The sequence below is a fragment of the Janthinobacterium paucivorans genome (assembly GCF_051380805.1).
Lineage (GTDB): Bacteria > Pseudomonadota > Gammaproteobacteria > Burkholderiales > Burkholderiaceae_D > Janthinobacterium > Janthinobacterium lividum_D.
The window spans coordinates 71,661-94,874 of the sequence record NZ_JBNYXR010000014.1; the positions used below are offsets into that span (position 1 = coordinate 71,661).

A 23,214-nucleotide genomic window follows, 5' to 3' on the forward strand; every position below is an offset into this window, starting at 1 on the left:
GACGCCATCATAAAAAAGCCACCCAAAAATACCGGGTGGCTTTTTTATGCCAGACATGCAGGTCTGCCAGCGTACGGACACGCCGGCAGGTACTGATTACATGAAGTGGTAGTTGGCGCTGACGCGGAAGTAACGGCCTTGACCGTTGTGCAACTGGGTGTTGAAGCCTTCCGTTGCGTAACGCGGATCGTATGGCGCCTTGATATCAAAAACGTTCTTGATATTGAACGACAACGTCAAATCCTTGAAGCCCGTATACGAATAGGCCAGATTGGTCGTGGTCCAGCTCTTCACGTCGCAGTTCGTGATGTAGTTGCTGAACTTCGGCAAGCCGCCCAGTTGATACGCGGTCGATGGCTGTCCAGAGCCATACTGGCAGTAAGGCTTATCGTAGGTCACATCATTGTCGCTGCGACGCAGCAACGATACCGGACCGACGAAATCAACCGAAGTGGTCAGCGAGTGATCACCACGCGTCCAATTGACCGATGCACTGCCACGATTCTTAGGATTGTCGCCAACCGACGTTGCCCAGTCGGCAATACCACCGTTAGAACCAGCGGTATCGGTTGCCACATCGCCTGGACGCTCGGCGCGCTTGAAGCTCATCAAATAGCTCCAGTTCACGTTCGCGGTCAGGCGGCCCATGTCGCCCAGCGATTTGCGGAAGGCGACTTCAACGTCCACACCCTTCACTTCGGTGCTACCCTGATTGACATACGAACGGTTGACCTGATAAATCGGGCCACTATTCGCGATAGGCTTGCCGCTGCCATCGACCAGTTGATTGGCCGCGCTATTGTCGCGCACGACGTTGGCGGGGTAGCGGTCAGCATGGTCGATCATGTACTGTGCGCTGAACAAAGCGGTCTCATCAACCTTCTTGATGCGATAGTAATCGATCAGCACGTCGATATCCTTGGTCGGCGCGAGGATCAGGCCCAGCGAGTAGCTCTTCGACTTTTCAGGACGCAGGTCAGGCGTTGCCGACGACAGGCTGGAAATGCCCTTGGCGCAATCGCTCTTGTCCGCGCCGGGGACGGGATTGACACCATCCGGGCAGCGCAACGAATCCGTTATCGTCGAGAATGACTGCACACCGCCTGGCGACACTTGCGTCAACGCCGGAGCACGGAAACCTTCCGCGTAGGTGCTGCGGATAGCAACTTGATCGTTGACCGTCAGCTTACCGCCCACTTTCGGGACGAAATTGCCCTTCAGGTTAGGATATTTATCGTAACGGCCAGCAAAGTCCGTCTCGAAGTTCTTGGTCCAAGGCGTGCGCACTTCAAAGAAGGCGGAGCTGACATTGCGGCGACCGTCGGCAACCGAGTTGGCCAAGCCGATGATATCGCCGCGCTGAACTGCCAAGTCTGGCGTCAAGCCAATTTTTTCTTGACGGAATTCAGCACCGAATGCCACACCTACCTGGCCGCCGCCCAACTGACCGAAGGCCGAGCTGGCTTTGGCATCGATCTGACTCACTTGCGCGAAACCGCGGTTAGTCAGATCGCGCGTGACGCTAGGATCGGCGTTGACCTTGGCCAGGGTCCACCCCTGGGTCATGACTTTTTCCAGGGTCGGACGGTACAGCATGCCGAGCGTTTCTTCCTTGCGCTCGGCGCGGTTCCACAGGAAACCTGTTTCCCAGTCCCACGCGCCGACGGTGCCGCGCAAGCCAGTCAGAAAACGGTAGGTTTCATTGGTATTGACTGCGCCACCAGCCGCGCTGACACGGTAACCGACTGCTGCGCGCTGGGTCGGGAAAGGATTGTCAGGGTGGCCTACTGGCAGAATCATCTGGAATTGCTGGGGGGCGCCACCGAGCAGGAAGACGGTCGTGGCCGAGGTGCCACGGAATGCCGTTGGAGAACGCAAATAAGTACGTTCAGAACGGCTATAACCAGCCTCCGCAAAAGCGGTCATGCTCGGCGTGATTTCGTACGTGGCGCGCGACAGCACGTTGGCATCCTTGCCTGCGCTTTGCACTTCCGAGTAATCGTTGGTGTTGAAATTGCAGAAAGTACGGCCAACCAGCGTGTCCGTTGCGCTCATGTTGTGCGTCACACGGTCACCCGTAATCTGTTGCGAGGTCGGGCAATCCAGCTGATTTTTGACCAGGGCGCGCAAAGCGTAGGTATTGGCGAAATTCTTGCCGCCGGGCGCACGCTCGGCATAAAAGAAAGGCGACGAACTCAAGCTGCTGGAATACGGGTTCAGGCGGGCATTGATGTCCGCGTACATACCTTTTTCGACGTCGTTGACGTTCTTGATCAGGGTGCTGTCACGCTTGGCGACGTCGAAACTGACGAAAGCGTTGAAACGGTCCTTGCCGAAGCCAAAGATACCACTGAGGTTCTGACGTGCAAACTCTCCATCATCGTTGGCACTGATGCTGGCAGTCAATTCAGCACCGGTGTAATTGGTCTTGGTAATGAAGTTGACCACGCCGGCGATCGCATCGGAACCGTACACAGCCGAGGCGCCATCCTTGAAAACTTCAACGCGTTCAATCGCAGAAACCGGGATGCTGTTCAAGTCATAGACCGCCGATTTACCCTGGTTCGGGTCAGCGTAAGCCGATGCCGTGATGCGGCGCCCGTTCAGCAGCACCAGGGTAGACGAAGAACCCAGGCCGCGCAGGGAAGCCGTGGCCGCACCGCGCGAAAAACCGCCGTCGGTCACGTCAACCGAGGAGCCCGAGCCGAAAGCGGGGATCGAGTGCAACAGCTCAGCTACAGTGTTGGCGCCAGTCGCGGCGATCTGCTTGGCATTAATGGTCTGGACCGGGGAAGAGCCTTCCTTTTCGGAACGTTTAATGTTCGAACCGGTCACCAGCACCTTCTGCACGGCGGGGTCGACGGACACCTCTTGCGCAATCGCTACCATGTGGGACGATGCCAGCGTAAGTGCGACTGCAACAACACTACGTTTCAATACGATTTTCTTAACCAATTTTTTTCTCCGTACAAGCTACTCTCACAGCTTGCTCTTATGCAACTGACTGTTGACCAAGGAGCTGTGGGTTCAACCCCTTGGTAACCCGAGCTAGGATCGCCGTTCACCCCCCGGCTTGTTTTACAAAATATGATGGACATTTTGCCTAGTGAATACACTAGAACATTTCCGGTCACAAATTGTCAAATTTATCCACGAAAGTTACACTTAATTACAACAGCGGGGATTTTTGAGATGTACGGGACAGGATCGAGCGAAATGGCAAGTGCGCAACAAGCGGCACCGGGGGAGAAAGATAGGAGTGGGCAAAACGCAGATTCATGAACTCGTGCGACTGTCAATGTGAGAGTTACAAGCACACTTCCAGTTAATCATGGCGCTTCAACGCCGTCAATCAGAGATGGCAATTTCACGCCTGCACTCACATAAAACAACACAATGAAAGCACTCTCCTCGGCGGCACGCACTGCAGGCGCTTGCGAGCATGCAGTGCCAATATGGAGCCATGGGGAAGCGGGGCCTGCAGCAGGGCCGAGCCGAGCTCGCACAAATATTACGGCAGGGACGAGGCCATCGACGGGGTGGCGTACTGGCAGACCTTGCGGGTGGCGATGCTTTCTTTCTTCTCGATGCAGAAAGCGATGGAGCTGCTCAGGAACACTTTAAATGCCTACAACAAATCGCCGTGCATGCGGTGGGTCAGTTCAGCGGCTTGCTTCGGGAATTGGCGGCGGCGAGTTTTCGGACGTCGAAAAAGAGCGACGCTTGCCACCGGCATCATCGACCTGCCGATGGAACTACGCATCCCGAGCACTAAGAGGGCACACCTAAGGACGCGAGCGTGTTGAGGGAGGGAACATGAAAAAGTACAGCTGCGCAGCACCACTAGCCGCAATTGCAATCACAATCTATTTCTTACAGGCAATCCCGAAAGCAATCTCGGCACTCGCCGCTGCCCGCTGGGACAAGCACACAAGTTGTAGCATGCCAATTCCATCGCTTTCATTTTCCGGCGCATTTCCGCGCGCGCACCCTGCACCGGCAATGCCGGCAATTGTGCAATACGTATTTCCACTATTTAGCAACTATCGATAAATATAAGAAAAGAAAACAAAATTGAACCGCGCACTCATCGAATGACGGAGCCATTATTATATTTTTCGAAATACAAATAAACACCCTACCGAAACATGCGGCAATTAAGCACCAAAATGATGCGAGCATGCACGATTTTGATACATGCCCCAATATTGCACCATGATGGCGCTCACGTCTATCGTTCTACGCAATAGTACAAAAAAACAACATTTCCATCATCAGGCAAACACTATACTACATCCTTGACAAGCCTGCAAAAATGCGGGCTGTAGCCCAAGTGAGGCAACACTTTTTCCGGCAAAGAAAAATAACCGAACGATGCTATGTGTTGTTTTTTCATATGTGCTGGAGCTATAAAAATTGACAGGCAAGTAGCTGCGATGGTTTGATGAACATCTTGAAATTTTGAATACTCAAAATTTTCAAATGCCCCGTCCATGAGACGATCTATAAAATAATAGATATATATCGCTGGGCTTGCCAATACAAGGCTTGTCAGGCTGCATATTCATAAAGTGAGGAGTTTTGCAATGATGGTGGAAACAGGATTGTCGCGGTCTATCCGTTTGATGTTTATCGGTACGATCGCATTCGGTATGCACATGGCTAATGCGCAAACAACGGGCGGTAACATTCAAAAAGTCGAAGTTACCGGTTCCAGCATCAAACGTGCAGAAGCCGAGACGATTTCGGTCATTCAAACGCTGAGCCGCAAAGATATCGAACAAACCGGTAAGGCGTCGATCGCCGACGTCGTGCGCAGCATCTCTGCCGACAACAACGGCAGTGTGAGTGGTTCCTTCACCAGCGGTTTCGCAGGTAGCGCCTCGGGCGTTTCGCTTCGCGGTTTGAGCGTCAGCTCGACCCTGGTGCTGATCAATGGCCGCCGCACGGCGCCATACGGCTTCGGCGACGACGGTCAGCGCAGCTTCGTCGACTTGAACTCGATTCCCCTCGACGCCGTGGACCGCATCGACATCCTGAAAGACGGCGCCTCCGCCATTTACGGTTCCGATGCGATCGCCGGTGTAGTCAACATCATCTTGCGTCAAAACTACGTCGGCAAGACCATCTCCGCCAACGTCGGCCAGAGCGGCCACGGTGACGGCACCGTCACCAGCATCTCCGGTGCCATCGGCTTCGGCGACATGGACACCGACAAATTCAACGTTTTCGCCACGATCGATGCGAAAAAATCGGGCGAAATCAAGCAAAGCAACCGCGACAAGTGGATCGGTCAGGCCGATGCCCGTCCATGGGGCGGCCGCGATCAGCGCGCCGGCCAGACGACCGCCGGCAATGGCGGCGGCAGCTCCTTCCTGGGCACCCTGCGTCCAGTCAACGCCGCTGGTGGTCCTGCCGGCAACGTGACCAACTTGCCAGGCTCGTGCGACCCGATTAACCTCGATCCCACCGGTGGCAGCGCAAACGACAATTCGCGCGGCGGTTGCCTGTGGGATCCGGTCCAGTTCGCGACCGTCCAGCCTAAAACCGAAAACGTTAACCTGTTCATGCGCGGCACCCTGGCGCTGGGCGCTGATGCGCAAGGCTACACGGAAGTGGGCATCTTCAAGTCGAAGGCAGACACCTACACCACCCCATCCGGCCTGACCGGCGCCGGCTTTGACCTTATCAATGCCCGCGTCAACAACACCGGCACTGGACCGAATCAGCTGCTGATGCCGGCTAACCACCCGGACAACATCCTGGGTGTCGCTGCCCGTCCGCGTTGGGTCGATGCGTCGCGTCCACGCGTGTCTAACCTGGAAACGACCGTTACCCGTGTCCTGGCTGGCGTCAAGGGTACGTATGCCAACTGGGATTACGATACAGGCCTGATGTACGCAGAAAGTAAAACCGACCGCACGCAAAACGGCTACTACCGTTCTAGCGCTTTGCGCACGGCGCTGAACAACGGCACCTTCCGCATAGGCAAGGGCGTGACCAACAGCCCTGAAGTACTGGCACTGGTATCGCCTACGCTGAACAACTCGGGCACGACGAAGAGCACCTCGCTGGACTTCAAGGCTTCACGCGAACTGTTCCAATTGCCAGGCGGCACGGTAGGCCTCGCTTTGGGCGCCGAATACCGCAAGGAAGAAACGAACAGCCAATCGACGCCATATACCGACATCAACGATATCGTTGGTCTGGGCTATTCCGCCTCACAAGGTTCGCGCAATGTCAAGGCCCTGTACGCCGAGCTCGCTGCACCAGTCATGAAAGAACTGGAGCTGCAATTCGCGCTGCGCACAGATGATTACTCGGATTACGGCCGTTCGACGACGCCAAAAGTCGGTTTCAAGTTCACGCCAGCTTCGGCAGTGGCCTTCCGCGGTACTTACGCAGAGGGCTTCCGCGCTCCTAGCGCAGCAGAGAACGGCAACAGCGCCGTTGCAGCGTTTACCAATATTGCCAGCGATCCGGTACGTTGCGCCGTGACGAAATTACCTATCGATTGCTCGTCGCAACAAGTTGGCGCGATCACGATCGGCAATAAAAACATCAAGCCAGAAACCTCGAAGAGCTACAGCTTGGGTCTGGTGCTGGAACCGATCAAAAACATCAGCCTGTCGATCGACTGGTGGAAAATCGTGCGTGATGGCGAGATCAACGGCTCCGACCCTGGCGCAGTAGTTGCCAATCCAGCTGGCTATCCAGATGCGGTCATCGTGCGTGGCGAACCTACGAGCAACTTCCCAGGCCTGGCTGGTCCGATCCTGATGGTTAAAGCGCCTTACCTGAACGCGGGTAAAACCAAGACTTCGGGTATCGACCTGGATCTGCGCGGCAAGTACAACGCTGGCGAGTACGGTCGTTTCAACTCTGGCGTAACGCTCACGTATATGAAAGAGTTCACGCGCACCAACGCCGATGGCACGGTACTGGAATTTGCCGGCACCCACGGCGACACCAACCTGTCCGGTAACGGCGGTACCCCGAAGACAAAAGTCCGCCTGACCCTGGGCTGGGATCAAGGTCCGGTCAACGTCACTGCTAACATGAACTACGTCAGCAGCATCAGCAACAAGAATGATGTCAAAGGCGACTGCCTGGACGTCGATGCCAATGACGTGCCGTACAAAAACTGCCGTATCGCTTCGTTCATCACCACGGATCTGTTTGCCAAGTGGAATGTCACGAAACAATGGGAGCTCACCGCGTCGATCACCAACCTGTTCGACAAGATGGCACCGCTGGACGTGCAAACCTACGGTCGTATCAACTACAACCCATCGCTGCACCAATCGGGTGCAGTGGGCCGTTACTTCACACTGGGCGGCCGTTACACGTTCTAATCACCAAGCAGTATGAAATAATTAGTTAGCAATACAAATCCGGCGGCCATGCAATGGCCGCCGGATTTTTTTTACCCCCCCCTCTTTTTGCGGATCAAGGTGCAGCCGCCCTCGCAGATACCCGGCAGATGGCTCGCTGCTGGACATGCAGGTAAAATAGCGTCTTGATGGCAGCGACCACGCGCTACGTCACAGACTCTCCGCTAACTACGGAGCCCGGCAATTTTTTAAAATACACATCATGTTGCGACTCAACGAAGTAAAACTCCCCCTCGAACACGACGAAGCCGCCCTGCCGGCCGCCATCCTGGCGCGCCTGGGCATCGATGCTGCCGATTTGCTCGGCTTTACCGTCTTCAAGCGCAGCTATGACGCGCGCAAGCGCAGCGCCGTGGTGTTGATTTACTCGTTGCATGTTGAAATCAACAACGAGGCCGCCGTGCTGGCGCGCCTGCAGCATGATATCCATCTGATGCCCGCGCCCAACACCGACTACAAATTCGTCGCCGGCGGCGAACAGCTGGCCGGCCATACCAATGTAGCGCGCCCGATCGTCGTCGGCACGGGTCCTTGCGGCCTGTTCGTGGCGCTGATCCTGGCGCAGATGGGTTTGCGCCCCATCATCCTGGAACGGGGCAAGCAGGTACGCGAACGCACGGTCGACACCTTCGGCTTCTGGCGCAAGCGCGAACTGAACCCGGAATCGAACGTGCAGTTTGGTGAAGGCGGTGCCGGCACCTTCTCGGACGGCAAGCTGTACAGCCAAATCAAAGACCCCATGCACTATGGCCGCAAAGTATTGACGGAATTCGTCAAGGCTGGCGCGCCCGAAGAAATCATGTATGTGAGCAAGCCGCACATCGGCACCTTCCGCCTGGTCAAGATGGTGGAAGCCATGCGCGCGAATATCGAACAGCTGGGCGGCGAGTACCGCTTCGAGAGCAAAGTGGTCGATCTCGATATCGCGCCAGGCGCCGACGGTGGCCAGGTGCGCGGCGTGGTACTGGCTAGCGGCGAGACCATCGCCAGCAACCACGTGGTGATGGCCATCGGCCACAGCGCGCGCGACACCTTCGAGATGCTGCACCGCCGCGGCGTGTACATCGAAGCGAAACCGTTCTCGATCGGTTTCCGCGTGGAACACCCGCAATCCTTGATCGATAGCTGCCGCTTCGGCCCCAGCGCCGGCCACCCGATTCTGGGTGCGGCCGACTACAAGCTGGTGCACCACGCCAGCAATGGCCGCTCGGTCTACAGCTTTTGCATGTGCCCCGGTGGCACGGTGGTGGCGGCAGCGTCGGAACCGGGCCGCCTGGTGACGAATGGCATGAGCCAGTACTCGCGCAACGAGCGCAACGCCAACAGCGCCATCGTCGTCGGCATTACGCCAGCCGACTACCCGGGCGACCCGCTGGCCGGCATCGCCCTGCAACGCGACCTGGAAGAGCGCGCATTTGCCCTCGGCGGCGGCAACTACGATGCTCCGGGCCAATTGGTCGGCGATTTCGTCGAAGGCCGCGCTTCGACCGAGTTCGGCAGCGTGATACCGTCGTACAAGCCAGCCGTGCACCTGACAGACCTGGCGCCGTCGCTGCCCGAGTATGCGATCACGGCCCTGCGTGAAGCGTTTCCAGCATTCAACAAGCAGATCAAGGGCTACTACAAGGCCGATGCCGTGTTGACAGGCGTAGAGACGCGCACCTCGTCACCGATCCGCATCAAGCGCCGCGACGACGACTTGCAAAGCCTGAACACGCGCGGCCTGTTCCCCGCCGGCGAAGGCGCCGGCTATGCGGGCGGCATCCTGTCGGCAGCTGTCGATGGCATCAAGGTGGCTGAAGCGGTGGCCCTGTCGATGGCAGCCGCCTGAGACCCGTACCGCAGATCAGTGGCCCAGGGGTAGCCTGATCTGTATATGGCAGCCGGGCGTGCCGTCGATGGCGCACACCTGGCCGCCCAGTTGCTGCACGATGGTGTAGACGATGTGCATGCCCAGGCCGGAACCGCCCTGGCCACGCTTGGTGGTAAAAAACGGTTCAAACAGATGTTCGCGCACGGCCGGTGCCAGGCCGATGCCATCGTCGGAAAACTCCAGCAGCAGCCATTGCGCGGGGGCGTCATCCACGCCTTCCTCGATGCGCGCGCGTATCGTAATGCGCCCTGGCCCACCGTGCGGATAGCCGTGGCGGGCGCTGTTCATCAGCAGGTTCGAGAGAATTTGCGACAGCTTGCCAGCCGCCAGGCGCACCTGGCAATCGGGCGCGATATCGATTTCCACGCTCAGCGCCGCCTTGCGCAGTTCCGGGCTGTGCGCCAACACCAGGCCATGCACATAGTCGTGCAGCACCAGGTTGGCCACGTATTCGCTGACCTGGTCCACGGCCAACTGCTTGAAATTGCCGATCAGGTCGGCGGCGCGCGCCAAGTTGCGCTCGATCAAGGCCGCCGCACCTTTCAAGGCTTCGGCAACGTCGATCAATTCGGCACGGCTGACCTTGGCACCGCCCAGCAGCTGCACCAACTGGTCGGCATAACTACCCATGCTCGAGGCCGCCGTGAGTGCCACGCCGATCGGCGTGTTGACTTCATGCGACACGCCGGCCACCAGCGAACCGAGGGCCGCCATCTGTTCCTGCTCGATCAGGTTGGCCTGCACCGCCAGCAGCGACTCAGTGCGCACGCGCACCATTTCTTCGAGCTGCTGCGTGCGCTCCTGGTGCTGCAACTCGGCCGCGCCACGGGCCGAAAAGATCGACAGCAACAACAAGGCCAGCAAGCGCTTGTTTTCATCGATGGGACGCGTGTCGATGGCCGACAAGATGCCCAGGGTCTTGCCTTCAGTATCGATCAGCGGCATGCCGATATAGCTTTCGGCCTGCATGTCGACCAGCAGGGTGTCTAGTGGAAAGCGACGCTGGATGTCGCTGCCATGAAAACACATGCTCTGGCAAGTCACGTCCTGGCAAGGCGTGTGCTGCAAGCTGTATTCGACATTCGCCTGGTAGCCGTCGCCGCCCCACAGGGCCAGGGTGCGGATGCCTTCGCTGCCATCATCCATGCGCACCAGGCGCCCGGCGATCACATAGTGCACGTCGAGCGCTTCGGCCAGATCCTTGACGAGGATGCGCAGGAAGTCGTCGCCGCGGGCGCGCGCCGTCGAGTCGGTAATCGAGCGCAGCGCCGCTTCCGCCAGGGTACGCCGCTGCTCGGGATCGAACAGAGGTTCTCGCGAATTCACATCAAACAAGGGAATACTCATGTATGCTCCTGTACAACACTGGAAGCACCAGCAAACCTGCCGGCGTGGCACCCCTCAGCCATGACCCGCCCGAGCAGGTATGCCGCGATTGTACTCCGCCTATTGTTTAATAATACAGATAGGCAGGAATTTTTTACAGCCAGCCGGAACGCTTGAACAAGTAATACATATAACCGCAGACACAGCTCATCAGTCCAACGGCCACTGGATAACCGTATTGCCAGTCCAGCTCGGGCATGAACTTGAAATTCATGCCCCACACACCGGCAAACGCCGTGAACACGGCAAAGATGGCCGCCCAGGCCGCCAACTGCTTGTTCACTTCGCTCTCGTCGATGGCCACCATCGACAAATTCACCTGGATGGCCGTGCTGATGGTGTCGCGGATGGTGTCGAGCGTGCCGTTGATGCGCGCCAGATGATCGTGCACGTCGCGGAAATACTCCTGGGTATCGTGGCACAGCGGCGGCACGCGCCCGCCATGCAGCTTGCCCACCGCTTCCATCAGAGGCGCCACCACGTGGCGCAAAACCATGACCTTGCGCTTCAACTGATACAGGCGTTCGATATTGTCGCGCTCGGTGCCACGGTCAAAGATGCGGTCCTCGATCAGTTCCAGCTCCGATTCCAGCGCGTCGAGCACGGGAAAGTAGCGGTCAACGACGGCGTCCATCAGCGCGTACAGCACGAAGGCCGAACCCTGGCGCAGCAAGTGCGGTTCGCGTTCGGCGCGCGCGCGCACGCCGAGGAAACCTTGCGAGCTATTGCTGCGCGACGAGAGCACATAATTGGCGCCAACGAAAATGTCGACTTCGCCCAGTACCAGTTCGTTCGCAATCATTTCCACGGTTTTCACCACGGCAAACAGGGAATCGCCATATTCCTCGATCTTCGGGCGCTGGTGGCCGCGCTGCGCATCCTCGACGGCCAGTTCATGCAGGCAAAACTCGTGCTGCATCTGTTTCAGCTCGGCCGGCGTCGCATCAAGCAGCGCAACCCAGACGAAACAGTCGGGACGCTCGACGTAATCGCTGATATCGTCAATCGGCAAGTCGGCCAGTTTTTTGCCATCCTGGTAGGCCACGCAGTTAATCAGCATACAGTTCCACAATGAAGGTTAAGACCGGACGAAACAGTCCGGCAAGCGCCAGCTTACCTTATCGCCTGTCATTGTTGTGGGTGTTGTGGCGTGCCATCGACGCCGCGCGGAAAAGCGGACGGGGGGAGTGCCCGTCCAGCCATGCGTCAATCGTCCTTGGCGCCGTCGATACCCAGTTCCGAGATCTTGCGGGTGATGGTGTTGCGGCCGATGCCCAGGCGCACGGCGGCGTCATTCTTGCGCCCGTGCGTATGCTTGAGCGCCGTCTTGATCAGGGCCGACTCGAATTGCCGCCCCAGCACGGCCATGACTTCTTGCTGCCCCGCGCCCAGCATTGCGGCGGCCTGCAATTCCAGCAAGCCGATCCAGCCCGGCGGCGCGCCGTTGACGGGTACGGCAGCCTCGAATACCTGGCCACCATGCGCATGAGCAACGTTCGCTGGCGCCACGTCAGCGCAGGCAGACGCGGTCGCAACGTCGCCCTGCCCCTGCGTCAATTCCAAGGGCAAGTCCTTGATTTCCACCGTCTGTCCCGGCGCCATCACGGTGATCCAGTTGCACAGGTTTTCCAGCTGGCGCACATTGCCGGGCAAATCGAGGCTGCTGAGGAACTGCATCGTCGGCTCACTCATGCGCTTCGCTTCCACGCCCAGCTGGCGCCCGCTTTGCACCAGGAAGTGGCGCACCAGGATGGGGATATCCTCGCGCCGCTCCCGCAAACTGGGCAGGCGCAAACGGATCACGTTCAGGCGGTGATACAAGTCTTCGCGGAACAGGCCGTCGCGCACGCGCTGCTCAAGATTCTGGTGCGTGGCGGTAATGACGCGCACATTCGCCTTGATGGGCTGATGCCCGCCGACGCGATAGAAGTGGCCGTCGGATAGTACGCGCAAGAGACGCGTCTGCAGGTCGAACGGCATGTCGCCGATTTCATCGAGGAACAAAGTGCCGTTCTCGGCTTGCTCGAAGCGGCCACGGCGCGTCGTCTGCGCGCCCGTAAATGCCCCGCGTTCGTGGCCGAACAATTCCGATTCCAGCAAATCTTTCGGTATAGCCGCCGTATTGAGGGCAATGAAAGGCTGCGCCGCGCGCGGACTATGCTTGTGTAACGCGCGCGCCACGAGTTCCTTGCCGGAACCTGATTCGCCCGTGATAAGCACCGTCACATTCGATTGCGACAGGCGGCCGATGGCGCGGAACACTTCCTGCATGGCCGGTGCCTGGCCAAGGATTTCCGGCGCTTCCGACGGGCCCGATTCGACGCTGGCCTCGCGCAGGCTCTCGTCGAGCGCGCGGCGGATCAGTTCGACAGCCTTGTCGATATCAAACGGCTTGGCCAGGTATTCAAAGGCGCCGCCCTGGAAGGACGCGACGGCTGAATCGAGGTCGGAAAAAGCCGTGATGATAATCACAGGCAGGCCGGGAAAGCGCGACTTGACCGTCTGCAGCAATTCCAGGCCGGACGCGCCCGGCATGCGGATATCGGACACGAGCACTTGCGGCGTGTCAAATTCCAGTGCCGCGATAGCATCGCGTGCATTGGCAAAACTCTTGGTAGCGAGATTTTCCCGCGCCAGGGCTTTTTCCAGCACCCAGCGGATTGATTCGTCGTCGTCAACTATCCAGATTGGCTTCATTAGTGTGTGCGTCCCGCAATGGATTTCATGGGTGGGATACCCCCTCGCTTATGGCAAGGGTAGAACGATCCTGAAATCGGTGTATCCAGGCCGGCTTTCGCACTCGATCACGCCCAGGTGCTGTTGCACGAAGGTTTGCGCCAAGGTCAGCCCCAAACCGCTGCCGCCTTCCCTGCCCGACACCAGCGGGTAGAAAATCCGGTCACGGATCTGAGGTGCGATGCCCGGTCCATTGTCAATGATATGCAAGTCTAATGCCAGGGCGTAACGGACCTTGGCCAGGGTCACCTGGCGCGCCACGCGCGTCTTGAAAATCAGCTCCGCATCGCCCGCCTCGATGCGCTCGGCCAGCGCTTGCGCCGCGTTATGCGCGATATTGATCACGGTTTGTATCAATTGTTCCTTATCGCCGCGAAACTCGGGAATCGAGGCATCGTAATCGCGCGAAATGGTCAGCCCACTGGGAAATTCGGCCAGGATCAGGCTGCGCACGCGCTCGCACACTTCGTGGATATTCACGTCGCCCACGATGTGCGGGCGGCGGTGCGGCGCCAGCAGGCGGTCAACCAGGGTTTGCAGCCGGTCCGCTTCCTTGATGATGACCTGCGTGTATTCGCGCAGCTCGCTCAGGTGCAGGGCCGGCAATTCCAGCTCCAGCAGCTGGGCCGCGCCGCGGATACCGCCCAGCGGGTTCTTGATTTCATGCGCCAGATTGCGTATCAGCTCCTTGTTGACCTGGCTCTGGTCGAGGATGCGCTCCTCGCGGTCGAGTTTTAACTGCTGCACGTTTTCGCGCAGCTCGATCAGTACGCCGTCGCTCGGCGCGTCGAGCGCGCTGACGATGCTGTGCACGCGCAGCGGCTCGCGCCCCAGGCGCTCCAGGCTCAGATCCTGGCGCAAATCGGAGAATTTATGTTCGAGCGCCTGCGCGCAGATGCCGGCCAGCTCTTCGGGATTGAGGAACAGCGCCGTCAACTTCTGCCGCGAGAGCGCTTTCAGCGAGCTTTCCAGCAAGTTTTCAGCCGCCGCGTTGGCATAGCTGATGTGCCCGTCGCGATCGAGCAAGATCACGGCAGAAGCCAGCAAATCGAGACCCGCCAGGTGGGCGGGACGGCTGGGAGGGTTGTGTATTGTCATGGTCTGCTCATCGGATATTGGCGATCTCGCGTTTCAGCGCTTCGACGTTCTGCTGTGTGCGGCCAAGGTTGTCCCTCAACTGCGCCACGCGTTCCTGATATTTCGCATAGTTACGCTCATTACCCTGGCGCTCGGGCTGGCCGGCGTTCAGTTCCAGGCGCTGGGCCGCCAATTTCTGTTCTTCGCTGCGCAATTCGTCCTGCAGGATCTGGCGCCGGTCCAGGTCGCGCGCGCGCTGCTCGGCGCCGTCAACCTTGGGAAACGCCCCGGCGGCAGGCACCGCCGTGGCCAGCGCCTGCGTGGCGGGCCGCGCAGGCGGGCCGGTCAGCGGCGCCGTCTTGCGTGGCGGCTGCGTCATGGCGCCAGGCAAATCGAGCAACTGGCAATGCTTGCCCGCCAGCTTGTCCGTGTACGTCTTGTGTCCGTGCGCATCGGCGCACACATACAACTGCGCGTGCGCCTGCGCCGCTGCAGCCAGCAATGCGGCCATCAACGCGATTCTGTCATACTTGCTCAATCTCGACTCCTGTCGGCACCTGCCGCATCGTTCCTGGGCCGACTATACAACACGTGCTGCCGCCGCATGGGCGTACTGCATAAAAAAACGCGGGCAAGACCATCGCCTCACCCGCGTTTTTCACTCACTACCGGCAAGTTGCCGGTATGGCGCCATTACAGCGAGTAGTACATATCGAACTCGGCTGGATGCGTGGTCATGCGCATGCGCTGCACGTCCTGCATTTTCAATTCCAGATAAGCGTCGATCATGGAATCGCTGAACACGCCACCACGGGTCAGGAACTCGCGATCCTTGTCCAGCGCATCGAGTGCTTCTTCCAGCGAAGCGCACACGGTAGGGATCAGTGCGTCTTCTTCTGGCGGCAGATGGTACAGATCTTTCGAGGCTGCTTCGCCCGGATGGATCTTGTTGGCAACGCCGTCCAGGCCAGCCATCAACAGTGCAGCGAAACACAGGTACGGGTTCGCCAGTGGATCCGGGAAACGCGCTTCGACGCGGCGGCCTTTTGGATTGGCCACGTGCGGGATACGGATCGAGGCGGAGCGGTTTTTCGCCGAGTACGCCAATTTCACCGGAGCTTCGTAGCCTGGTACCAGACGCTTGTACGAGTTGGTGCCCGGGTTGGTGATCGCATTCAAAGCCTTGGCGTGCTTGATGATGCCGCCGATGTAGTACAGGGCGAAATCGGACAGGCCGGCATAGCCGTCGCCAGCGAACAGGTTTTTGCCATCTTTCCATACGGATTGATGCACGTGCATGCCCGAACCGTTGTCGCCAACGATAGGTTTCGGCATGAAGGTAGCGGTTTTGCCATAGCTGTGCGCCACGTTCCACACCACGTATTTCAGGTTTTGCGTCCAGTCGGCGCGCTCGACCAGGGTCGAGAACTTGGTGCCGATTTCATTCTGGCCGGCGCCGGCGACTTCGTGATGGTGTACTTCAACCGGGATGCCCAGCGATTCCAGAATCAGGCACATTTCCGAACGCATGTCCTGGAAGCTGTCCACTGGTGGCACCGGGAAGTAGCCGCCCTTGACGGTAGGACGGTGGCCGCTGTTGCCGCCCTCGATATCCTTGCCGGTCGACCATGAACCTTCGTCCGAACCGATCTTGACAAAGCAACCCGACATGTCGATCTTCCAGCGCACGCTGTCGAAGATGAAGAATTCTGGCTCAGGGCCGAAGTAGGCGGTGTCGCCCATGCCCGACGATTTCAGGTAGGCTTCGGCGCGTTTCGCGATCGAGCGCGGGTCGCGGTCATAGCCCTTGCCGTCCGATGGTTCGATCACGTCGCACTGCATGAACAGCGTGGTTTCTTCCATGAACGGATCGATATTGGCGGTGTTTGGATCCGGCAGCAAAATCATGTCGGACGCTTCAATGCCTTTCCAGCCAGCGATCGAAGAACCGTCAAAGGCGTGGCCCGACTCGAATTTATCCATGTCGAAGTGCGACACGGGAACCGTCACGTGCTGCTCTTTACCACGGGTGTCGGCAAAGCGGAAATCAACGAATTTGACTTCGTTTTCTTCTACCATCTTCAAGACTTCTGCGGCTGTCATTGCCATGCGTATCTCCTAAATGAATGTGGGGTGAGCCGACCTTAATGCGTCTGGGCTGATGCAGCGAAGCAAACATTGCGTGCCACCAAAACTCACAAGGATCATAGCAGATTCCATGCCAGCTCCAGAAGCAGCGTGGTAGCGACAGCAGAATACCTGCCATCCCCGTGAAAATTTTCATGCCCGGGTTTCTCACACGCGTTTGCATCACGTTCAGAATGCACTATGCAAGTGCAAAAAACAAACAACGCACTATTATCGTGCATTTTTTGCGGATTCCTGAAAAATGCCTTCTTGTGGTGCATGCGCCGTGCAGCGCGTATCCCCATTTGCGCGATGCGCACGGCGCACTATAATCGTTTATCCCTTTCCACTTTCACCGAGGACGCCATGACTACCGCCGCCGACATCCTGAGCACTGCCCGCAGCCGGGCCAATGAAGGTACGCCGTATGCCGGTGCCGTCACGCCGCACGAAGCGTATGCACTGCTGCAGGGCGATGCCGGCGTCAAGCTCATCGATGTGCGCACGAATGCCGAGCGCGACTGGGTCGGTCGGGTTGACATCGCCGACACCCAGCATGTCGCGGTGCAATGGGCCACGTATCCGGGTGGCGTACCGAATCCCGCCTTCCTCGCGCAACTGGCAGCCCAGACCGGCAAGGACGCGGTACTGCTATTCCTGTGCCGCTCCGGCGTGCGTTCGCGCCATGCGGCCAAGCTGGCGAGCGAACACGGCTATGCGAACTGCTTCGACATCCTCGAAGGCTTCGAGGGCGACAAGGACGCCGATGGCCACCGCAAACAGATCGGCGGCTGGTGCAAGGCGGGACTGCCGTGGCTGGGCGCCTGAAGCCAGGAGCAACTGAAGCGCTGTGTATCCGGGCTAGGGCCAGGGCTGGGCCTCGGCCAGATGCCGTTGCCAGCGTGGCTGGACGCTTCAGGCACGCTCGCCCGTGTCAAGCGCTGGAGGCTCTGCCATCAGGCCCAAGATGCGCTTGCGCACGAAATTGATGTGGCTGCGCAAGCCATACAGGCCATCGGCAAACGACAGCGGAATCGAGATCTGGTTGACCATTTCCTCGATCTGGTCCAGCCGCTGCAATTGCGCCGCATACACTTGCGCGCGCTGCGCTTGCGGCACGTCTTCCAGCGCCTGCTCCACCGTGCGCAACTGGCCATACCAGCGGTACACGCGCGAGCGGATGCGCCACACATACAGCGGTGGCACCACGCGCGATAGCGGCAAGATCAAGGCACCGAGCGCCACCACCAGCACCCACATGCGGTCAAAGAAATTGGCCAGCCAAAAACTCATGTAGCGCTGCAGCACGGGCGCGCCATCCTTGTAAAATTTCAGCGCTTCAGGCGCGACGGGAATTTCCGTATAGCGCGCGGACGGGAACTGCCCCTGCTGCTGGAACCAGCCCGTGCCGCCGTGAATGCGGGCCGCCGCCTGGACGAACAGATCCATCAAGGCAGGATGCAAGTCTTCGCGCGCAACCAGGGTAGCGGTGGGCGCGATCAGGTGGTAATCCTGGGCGGGGATGTTTTTGCCCAGGTCGACGATGCCGCGAGGCAAGACCACATGCGTGAGAAAAGGCAGGCGCCGCGTGTACGCCTCGGCTTGCGAAAAATCGAACAGCTTGATGCCTGGCGTTTGCAGCAGCATCTGGATCAGCGGCGCTTCCGGCGCCGAGCTGAATACGAGACCATCGATGCGCCCTTCCAGCAGTTCCACCGTGGCGGGCGTATTTTGCAAGTCGCTCACGCTCAGTTCCGTGGCATCCACACCATTGGCGGACAGCAACTGCCGGAACAGGCCAGGCACACCCGTGCCTGGCGGCCCCAGATTGATCTTCATGCCCTTCAATTGCGTCAGTTGCGTGACCGCCTTGTCTTCGCGCAGGAACAGCCAGACAGGTTCCGTAAACAAGCTGCCCAGCGAAATCAAGCCATGGCGCTCGGCATCGGCGTGCTCTGTCGAGCCACTTTGCACGAAGGCAATATCGGTCTTGCCGCTATTTAAGCGCTGCAAGTTGTCCTGCGAGCCCAGCGATGGCTGCAAGCTCACCTTGATGCCGTGCTTGGCCAGGGTAGCCGCATAGTTCTTGCCAAATTCTTCATATGCGCTGTTGTCCTGCCCCGTCGACAAGCTCACCTGGCGCGGCGGCGCCGGGTCGACTAGCCAATAAGCGAGCGCGCAAAACGCGCCCGCCAGCAGCACAGTGGGACCGGCGGTGGCGAGGAAATCGCGCACGGAAAAGCGGCTGAACGCGAGGATTTTGGACATGTGGTGGCGCATGGGTTTCATGGGTGGCTACGATGCCAAGAAAAGCGCAACTACGCAAGGCACTTTCGCCGCTGCGGCGTGGCCATTTCGGCTACAGTGGCAGATCCATCACCTGCGCCTTGGAGCCCTGCATGCTGAAAATTCTTGGAAAAGCCGCCTCGATCAATGTCCGCAAAGTCTTGTGGACCTGCGAGGAACTCGACCTGCCGTACGAACGCGAAGACTGGGGCAGCGGCTTTCGCGCCACCGACGAGCCGGCCTTCCTGGCCCTGAATCCGAACGCCATGGTGCCGGTGCTGCTCGATGGCGACCTGGTGCTATGGGAATCGAACACGATATGCCGTTACCTGTGCGCCCAGGCGGGCCGCGAGGACTTGCTGCCGACTCATCCCCGCGCCCGCGCGGAAGTGGAAAAATGGATGGATTGGCAAATGGGCGACTTGAACAATAGCTGGCGCTACGCCTTCATGTCGCTGGTGCGCCACAGCCCCGCACACCAGGATGCGGCGCAGCTGGCGGCCGGGATTGCCGGATGGAACAAGATGATGGGCGTGCTCGAACAGCAGTTACAGCGCACGGGCGCGTATGTGTGCGGCCAACAGTTCAGCCTAGCCGATATCGTGCTGGGCCTGTCCGTCAAGCGCTGGCTGATGGCGCCCATGCAACGCCCGGACACGCCCGCCATTGCCGCCTTCCACGCGCGCCTGGAAGATAAAACCGCCGTATTTGCCGGCTAGCCGGGCACGATGGCATCGCGCCTGCCGCCGATGGCATGGCAATCGCGGACGCGGTGCACGCCCTGCAGCGAAGCTGGCGTCATGTAGCGTACCAAAAAAACCGGCCACAGGGGCCTAATGCCGTTCAGTTAGTGTGTTAGTGATGCTATTTTTAGCCCAAGAACTAGGACAGGGGTCGGACCCTGAGGGTCTGACCCCAGCTCTTTGCCTCTGGGTTGAGCGAATTTACTGGCGCTCATCAATCACGCCATAACCCTTAACTGAACGGCATTACGGCCCCAAGGGCCTAATTTTAGCCCAAGAACAAGGACTGGGGTCGGACCCGCTGGGGGAATGTGCTTCAATGGAGCACATTCCGATCACGAAGTGTCCGACCCCAACTCTTTGCCGCTGGGGCTAGCGAATTTACTGGCGCTCATCAATCACGCCAAAACCCTAGACTGAACGGCATTAACCGTAGGGGCCTGCTCTTCAGCGGCAACGGCGTCTCAATTCGTGCACTGCTGCGCCACGCCCTCGGCCGGCGCGGGCGGCTCAATCAGCGGCATCAGACTCGGCGCCAGGGACACCAGCAATTGCACCGGCAAGGCGCTGGTGAAATCGTAGTTCTTCGATTCCGGTCCCCGCACATAGGCCGTCATGCTGCCATAGAAGCGCTCGCCGATATTGAAGACGAATGTGGCCGAACGATTCACATAGCGCGACTCGATCAGGCGGCCACCGGCGCCATATACGTCGAAACGCTGGTCGCCCGTCCCCGTCTTGCCGCCCATGGCAATAGGCACGCCGTCGGCGCCGACAAACGCCGTCTTGGCGCGTTTGGCGGTGCCGTCCGACACCACTTCGCGAATGGCCTTGGCGACGGCCTTGGCCACGTCGGGCGACAGCACTTGTTCCGCCTCCACCTTGCTGCCCCGCTTGAGCATGGTGTCGTACGGCGTATTGGCCGCGAAATGCATGGAATCGATGCGCACGCTCGGTTTGCGCACGCCATCGTTGATGATGATGCCCATCAACTCGGCCAGCGCCGCAGGACGGTCGGCCGACGCGCCCAGGGTGGTCGCATAGGACGGCACCAGCGAATCGAAGGGATACCCCATCTTCTTCCACTGGCGGTGGATTTCCAGGAAACCTTCCACTTCCAGCAAATTGGCGATGCGGCGGTCCTGTGCATGCTTGCGGTGCGTATTGAACAACCATTGGTACACTTGCTGGCGTTGCTTTTCGCTCGCCGCCACCATCTGCGACAGGGTGGAACCGTCGTGCTGGCGCAGATACGCCACCATCCACAATTCCAGCGGATGCACATTGGCCAAATAGCCGCGGTCGGCCAGCGACCAGTTTTCCATCGCATACTGCTGGTACAGCTTGGCTACGCGCTCGGGCGGCACTTCGTTTTGCGACGGCAAGTTGGCATTGAGGAAATCGCCAAATTCCGCCAGCGTGCCCTTGGGATTGGTGCTGCGGAAGATATTGGCCAGGCGCACGGGCGTCGGGCGTATGCTGGCCAGCAAAATCTTTTCCTGCTCATCAACGCTCTTGCCGCGATACTTTTGGTAAAAGCGTTGCAGGAATTCGCGCCCTTCCTTGTCGGCAAAACGGCTCAGGTACTGGGCCCGGCGCGGATCGTCCGCGTCCGCCAGCAGGGAGGCCGAGGAATCGGGGCGCGAGAACATATAGTAGCGGGCCACGTCGCGCATCAGGCGCACGAACACCAGGTTGGTCGATTGGCGCAGCGCCTGCTGCAGCGTCAAAATGCGGTTGTCATCGAGCTTGGAAAAGTTGCCAAAATGATGCAAGCCGCCGCCCGTGAAGAAGCCTTCACCCGGGTTGCCCGAATATTTGCGCTCCATGGCGGCCGCCAGCATGGCCGGCAGCTTGCGCGCTTCGCCGAGCGGCAATGGTTTCAAGTAGGCAATCGCCCACTGCGACAGCATGTCCTTCGGATCGACGGCGATCTTGCCCAGTTCGGCGGCGCCCATGTCACTATAGCGCTGGTGCAACTGGTCGATGATGTCCAGATACGTCACCAGGGTGCGCAGCTTGGCCGTGGAGCCCAGGTCCAGCTTGGCGCCTTCGTTGATGTCGAGTGGCTGGTCAAAATTGTCCGTCTGCACGCGCAGCAAGTTGGCTTGCTCGCCCTTTTGCAGCAGGGTGAAACTGTAGACCACGTTGGCGGGGTCGCCATTGCCCAGCATGCCCTTGCCCGTCAAGCCGGCCGCTTTTGCCACTTCCGGGTCGCGCAACTCGCGCAAGACCTTGGTAACGGCATTTTGCGCCTGCGCGTCGAGCGTGCTGACCACTTTCAGGTCGAGGCGGTCGAGGTTGTACAAGCGCGGATCGCCGAGCATGCTGGCCAAGTGGTTGCGCACGGCATTCGAAGCCTTGCGCGTGACGAACGAGGTGGACGCTTCCGATTGCACGCCCGAAGCGGTCGACGGCTGCAGCTTCTCGGCGATAGCCGCATCGCGCAGCTGCGGCGAAATCACGCCCGCTTGCGCCAGCAGGCGCAGATGGCTGTTGCTCAATTCTTCCAGGTCGGCACCACCGGCCACCAGATAATGCGAGGGACGGCGCTGCGCGATCAGCAAGCTCAGCGCCTGCTTGTAGGCCAGCGCACTGCCTGGCTGGTCCATATTACCCTTGAGCAAAGTCTTCACTTCGGCAAAGGGGCGACCATACCAAACCCACATGCCATCGCCAATGCCGTTGACTTCGCCAAAACCACTTTTGGCCGACAGCGGCACTGTATTGAGGTAATTGACGACGATCTTGCGCCGCGCTTCCATGGTGTTCTCGCCATCCTGGTAGGAACGCAGGCTGGCCGACACCATCTGCAGCAATTTATCCTGCATCGAAGTGGTGCGCCCGTCTTCCGAATGGCGGTATTTTTCAATCTGCGTGGCCAGAGTGCTGCCGCCACCGCTGCGGTGGCCGCCGAACAGGTTGAGCGCCTTGTCCAGAACCGCCTTGCTCAGGCGATCCCATTCCACCGCAGGATTGCGCATGGGCGTACCGGGATCGAGCAATTCGCGGTTTTCAATGAACAGCAGACTTTGCACCAGCGCCGGTGGCGCTTCGGCAAAGCTGTCGAACATGCGCTCGGGATAACTGGCCGCGAACAGGGGCGCGGCGCGGCAATCGAGGATGCTCAGTCCGGCCCGGTTTTTCTCGTGATAGGTAGCAAAGATGCCCCGGTCAACCAGTTGCACCATCTTCGGCGACATACGCGCCTGCGCCGTGACGGCATAGTCGCGCGCGTTCAGCTTGGCAATGAAATCGGGCAGGCTGGCATAGCCGAGCCGCTCGTCATACGGACCGTGCTGCGGATAGCGGATGGCACCGGCCGCTGCTGGGCCAGGCTCGACCTTGAACGTCAGTTGACGGTCAAGGCGCGTAAAAAACTCGGCCTGCAGGGCCGAGGTGCGCACTTCACGCATGACGAACCACGCCACGCCGGCGATCAGCGCCAGCGCAATGATGGCAAAGATCGGCCAGATGCGCGAACGGCGCTTCTTCGGCCGGCTCGCCGGCGGCGGCGCCTCGGCAACTGGATCCGAGGGAGGCCGCTCTTGCGCGGCCAGATTGACGCCTGTGTCTTTCATGGGATGCTGGG

At 59.4% G+C, this 23,214-nt stretch carries 15 protein-coding genes; 5 read left to right on the forward strand and 10 right to left on the reverse strand.

Annotated elements, in window-relative coordinates; translation table 11 throughout:
• Window positions 1-96: 96 nt before the first annotated feature.
• Window positions 97-2,889: a TonB-dependent receptor plug domain-containing protein gene (locus ACQ4V8_RS16650; RefSeq protein ID WP_010395236.1), complete on the reverse strand. Its 2,793-nt coding sequence runs from the start codon at window positions 2,887-2,889 to the stop codon at window positions 97-99.
• Between the two features lie 927 nt (window positions 2,890-3,816).
• On the opposite strand from ACQ4V8_RS16650, the gene ACQ4V8_RS16655 reads away from it, so the two are divergent.
• Entirely contained in the window at window positions 3,817-4,053 is a 237-nt protein-coding gene (locus ACQ4V8_RS16655) for a hypothetical protein (protein ID WP_128089086.1), read from the forward strand.
• A gap of 232 nt (window positions 4,054-4,285) precedes the next feature.
• On the opposite strand, the gene ACQ4V8_RS16660 is transcribed toward ACQ4V8_RS16655, so the two are convergent.
• Window positions 4,286-4,495 carry a hypothetical protein gene (locus ACQ4V8_RS16660; RefSeq protein WP_128089087.1) on the reverse strand — a complete coding sequence of 70 codons (210 nt, stop codon included), beginning with the start codon at window positions 4,493-4,495 and terminating at the stop codon, window positions 4,286-4,288.
• A gap of 163 nt (window positions 4,496-4,658) precedes the next feature.
• On the opposite strand from ACQ4V8_RS16660, the gene ACQ4V8_RS16665 reads away from it, so the two are divergent.
• Window positions 4,659-7,355, forward strand: a complete 2,697-nt coding sequence (locus ACQ4V8_RS16665) for a TonB-dependent receptor (RefSeq protein ID WP_436571871.1) — start codon at window positions 4,659-4,661, stop codon at window positions 7,353-7,355.
• A gap of 241 nt (window positions 7,356-7,596) precedes the next feature.
• Window positions 7,597-9,225, forward strand: a complete 1,629-nt coding sequence (locus ACQ4V8_RS16670; RefSeq protein ID WP_010395227.1) for an NAD(P)/FAD-dependent oxidoreductase — start codon at window positions 7,597-7,599, stop codon at window positions 9,223-9,225.
• 15 nt (window positions 9,226-9,240) lie between these two features.
• Here ACQ4V8_RS16670 and ACQ4V8_RS16675 read toward each other — a convergent pair whose 3' ends face one another.
• From ACQ4V8_RS16675 to glnA, 6 genes are all read right to left on the reverse strand, one after another.
• Window positions 9,241-10,614 carry a GAF domain-containing sensor histidine kinase gene (locus ACQ4V8_RS16675; RefSeq protein WP_010395225.1) on the reverse strand — a complete coding sequence of 458 codons (1,374 nt, stop codon included), beginning with the start codon at window positions 10,612-10,614 and terminating at the stop codon, window positions 9,241-9,243.
• A 133-nt stretch (window positions 10,615-10,747) separates the two neighbouring features.
• Window positions 10,748-11,713 carry a magnesium/cobalt transporter CorA gene (corA, locus tag ACQ4V8_RS16680; RefSeq protein ID WP_010395223.1) on the reverse strand — a complete coding sequence of 322 codons (966 nt, stop codon included), beginning with the start codon at window positions 11,711-11,713 and terminating at the stop codon, window positions 10,748-10,750.
• Between the two features lie 146 nt (window positions 11,714-11,859).
• Window positions 11,860-13,350, reverse strand: coding sequence for a nitrogen regulation protein NR(I) (gene ntrC, locus ACQ4V8_RS16685; RefSeq protein WP_196857053.1), 1,491 nt, complete (start codon window positions 13,348-13,350; stop codon window positions 11,860-11,862).
• A gap of 48 nt (window positions 13,351-13,398) precedes the next feature.
• Complete coding sequence (glnL, locus tag ACQ4V8_RS16690) at window positions 13,399-14,487, reverse strand: nitrogen regulation protein NR(II) (protein ID WP_436571872.1); 1,089 nt, start codon at window positions 14,485-14,487, stop codon at window positions 13,399-13,401.
• A 7-nt stretch (window positions 14,488-14,494) separates the two neighbouring features.
• Entirely contained in the window at window positions 14,495-15,004 is a 510-nt protein-coding gene (locus ACQ4V8_RS16695) for a DUF4124 domain-containing protein (protein ID WP_261980752.1), read from the reverse strand.
• Window positions 15,005-15,159: 155 nt separating this feature from the next.
• Window positions 15,160-16,575, reverse strand: a complete 1,416-nt coding sequence (glnA, locus tag ACQ4V8_RS16700) for a type I glutamate--ammonia ligase (RefSeq protein WP_029496182.1) — start codon at window positions 16,573-16,575, stop codon at window positions 15,160-15,162.
• Window positions 16,576-16,959: 384 nt separating this feature from the next.
• On the opposite strand from glnA, the gene ACQ4V8_RS16705 reads away from it, so the two are divergent.
• The gene (locus ACQ4V8_RS16705; RefSeq protein WP_029496181.1) at window positions 16,960-17,421 is read left to right on the forward strand and encodes a rhodanese-like domain-containing protein; all 462 of its coding nucleotides are present in this window, start codon (window positions 16,960-16,962) and stop codon (window positions 17,419-17,421) included.
• Window positions 17,422-17,508: 87 nt separating this feature from the next.
• On the opposite strand, the gene ACQ4V8_RS16710 is transcribed toward ACQ4V8_RS16705, so the two are convergent.
• Window positions 17,509-18,861 carry a TAXI family TRAP transporter solute-binding subunit gene (locus ACQ4V8_RS16710; RefSeq protein WP_436571873.1) on the reverse strand — a complete coding sequence of 451 codons (1,353 nt, stop codon included), beginning with the start codon at window positions 18,859-18,861 and terminating at the stop codon, window positions 17,509-17,511.
• Between the two features lie 131 nt (window positions 18,862-18,992).
• Between ACQ4V8_RS16710 and ACQ4V8_RS16715 the strand changes: the two genes are divergently transcribed.
• The gene (locus ACQ4V8_RS16715; protein WP_196857051.1) at window positions 18,993-19,598 is read left to right on the forward strand and encodes a glutathione S-transferase family protein; all 606 of its coding nucleotides are present in this window, start codon (window positions 18,993-18,995) and stop codon (window positions 19,596-19,598) included.
• Between the two features lie 488 nt (window positions 19,599-20,086).
• On the opposite strand, the gene ACQ4V8_RS16720 is transcribed toward ACQ4V8_RS16715, so the two are convergent.
• Window positions 20,087-23,203, reverse strand: coding sequence for a transglycosylase domain-containing protein (locus ACQ4V8_RS16720; RefSeq protein WP_436571874.1), 3,117 nt, complete (start codon window positions 23,201-23,203; stop codon window positions 20,087-20,089).
• Window positions 23,204-23,214: the final 11 nt, after the last annotated feature.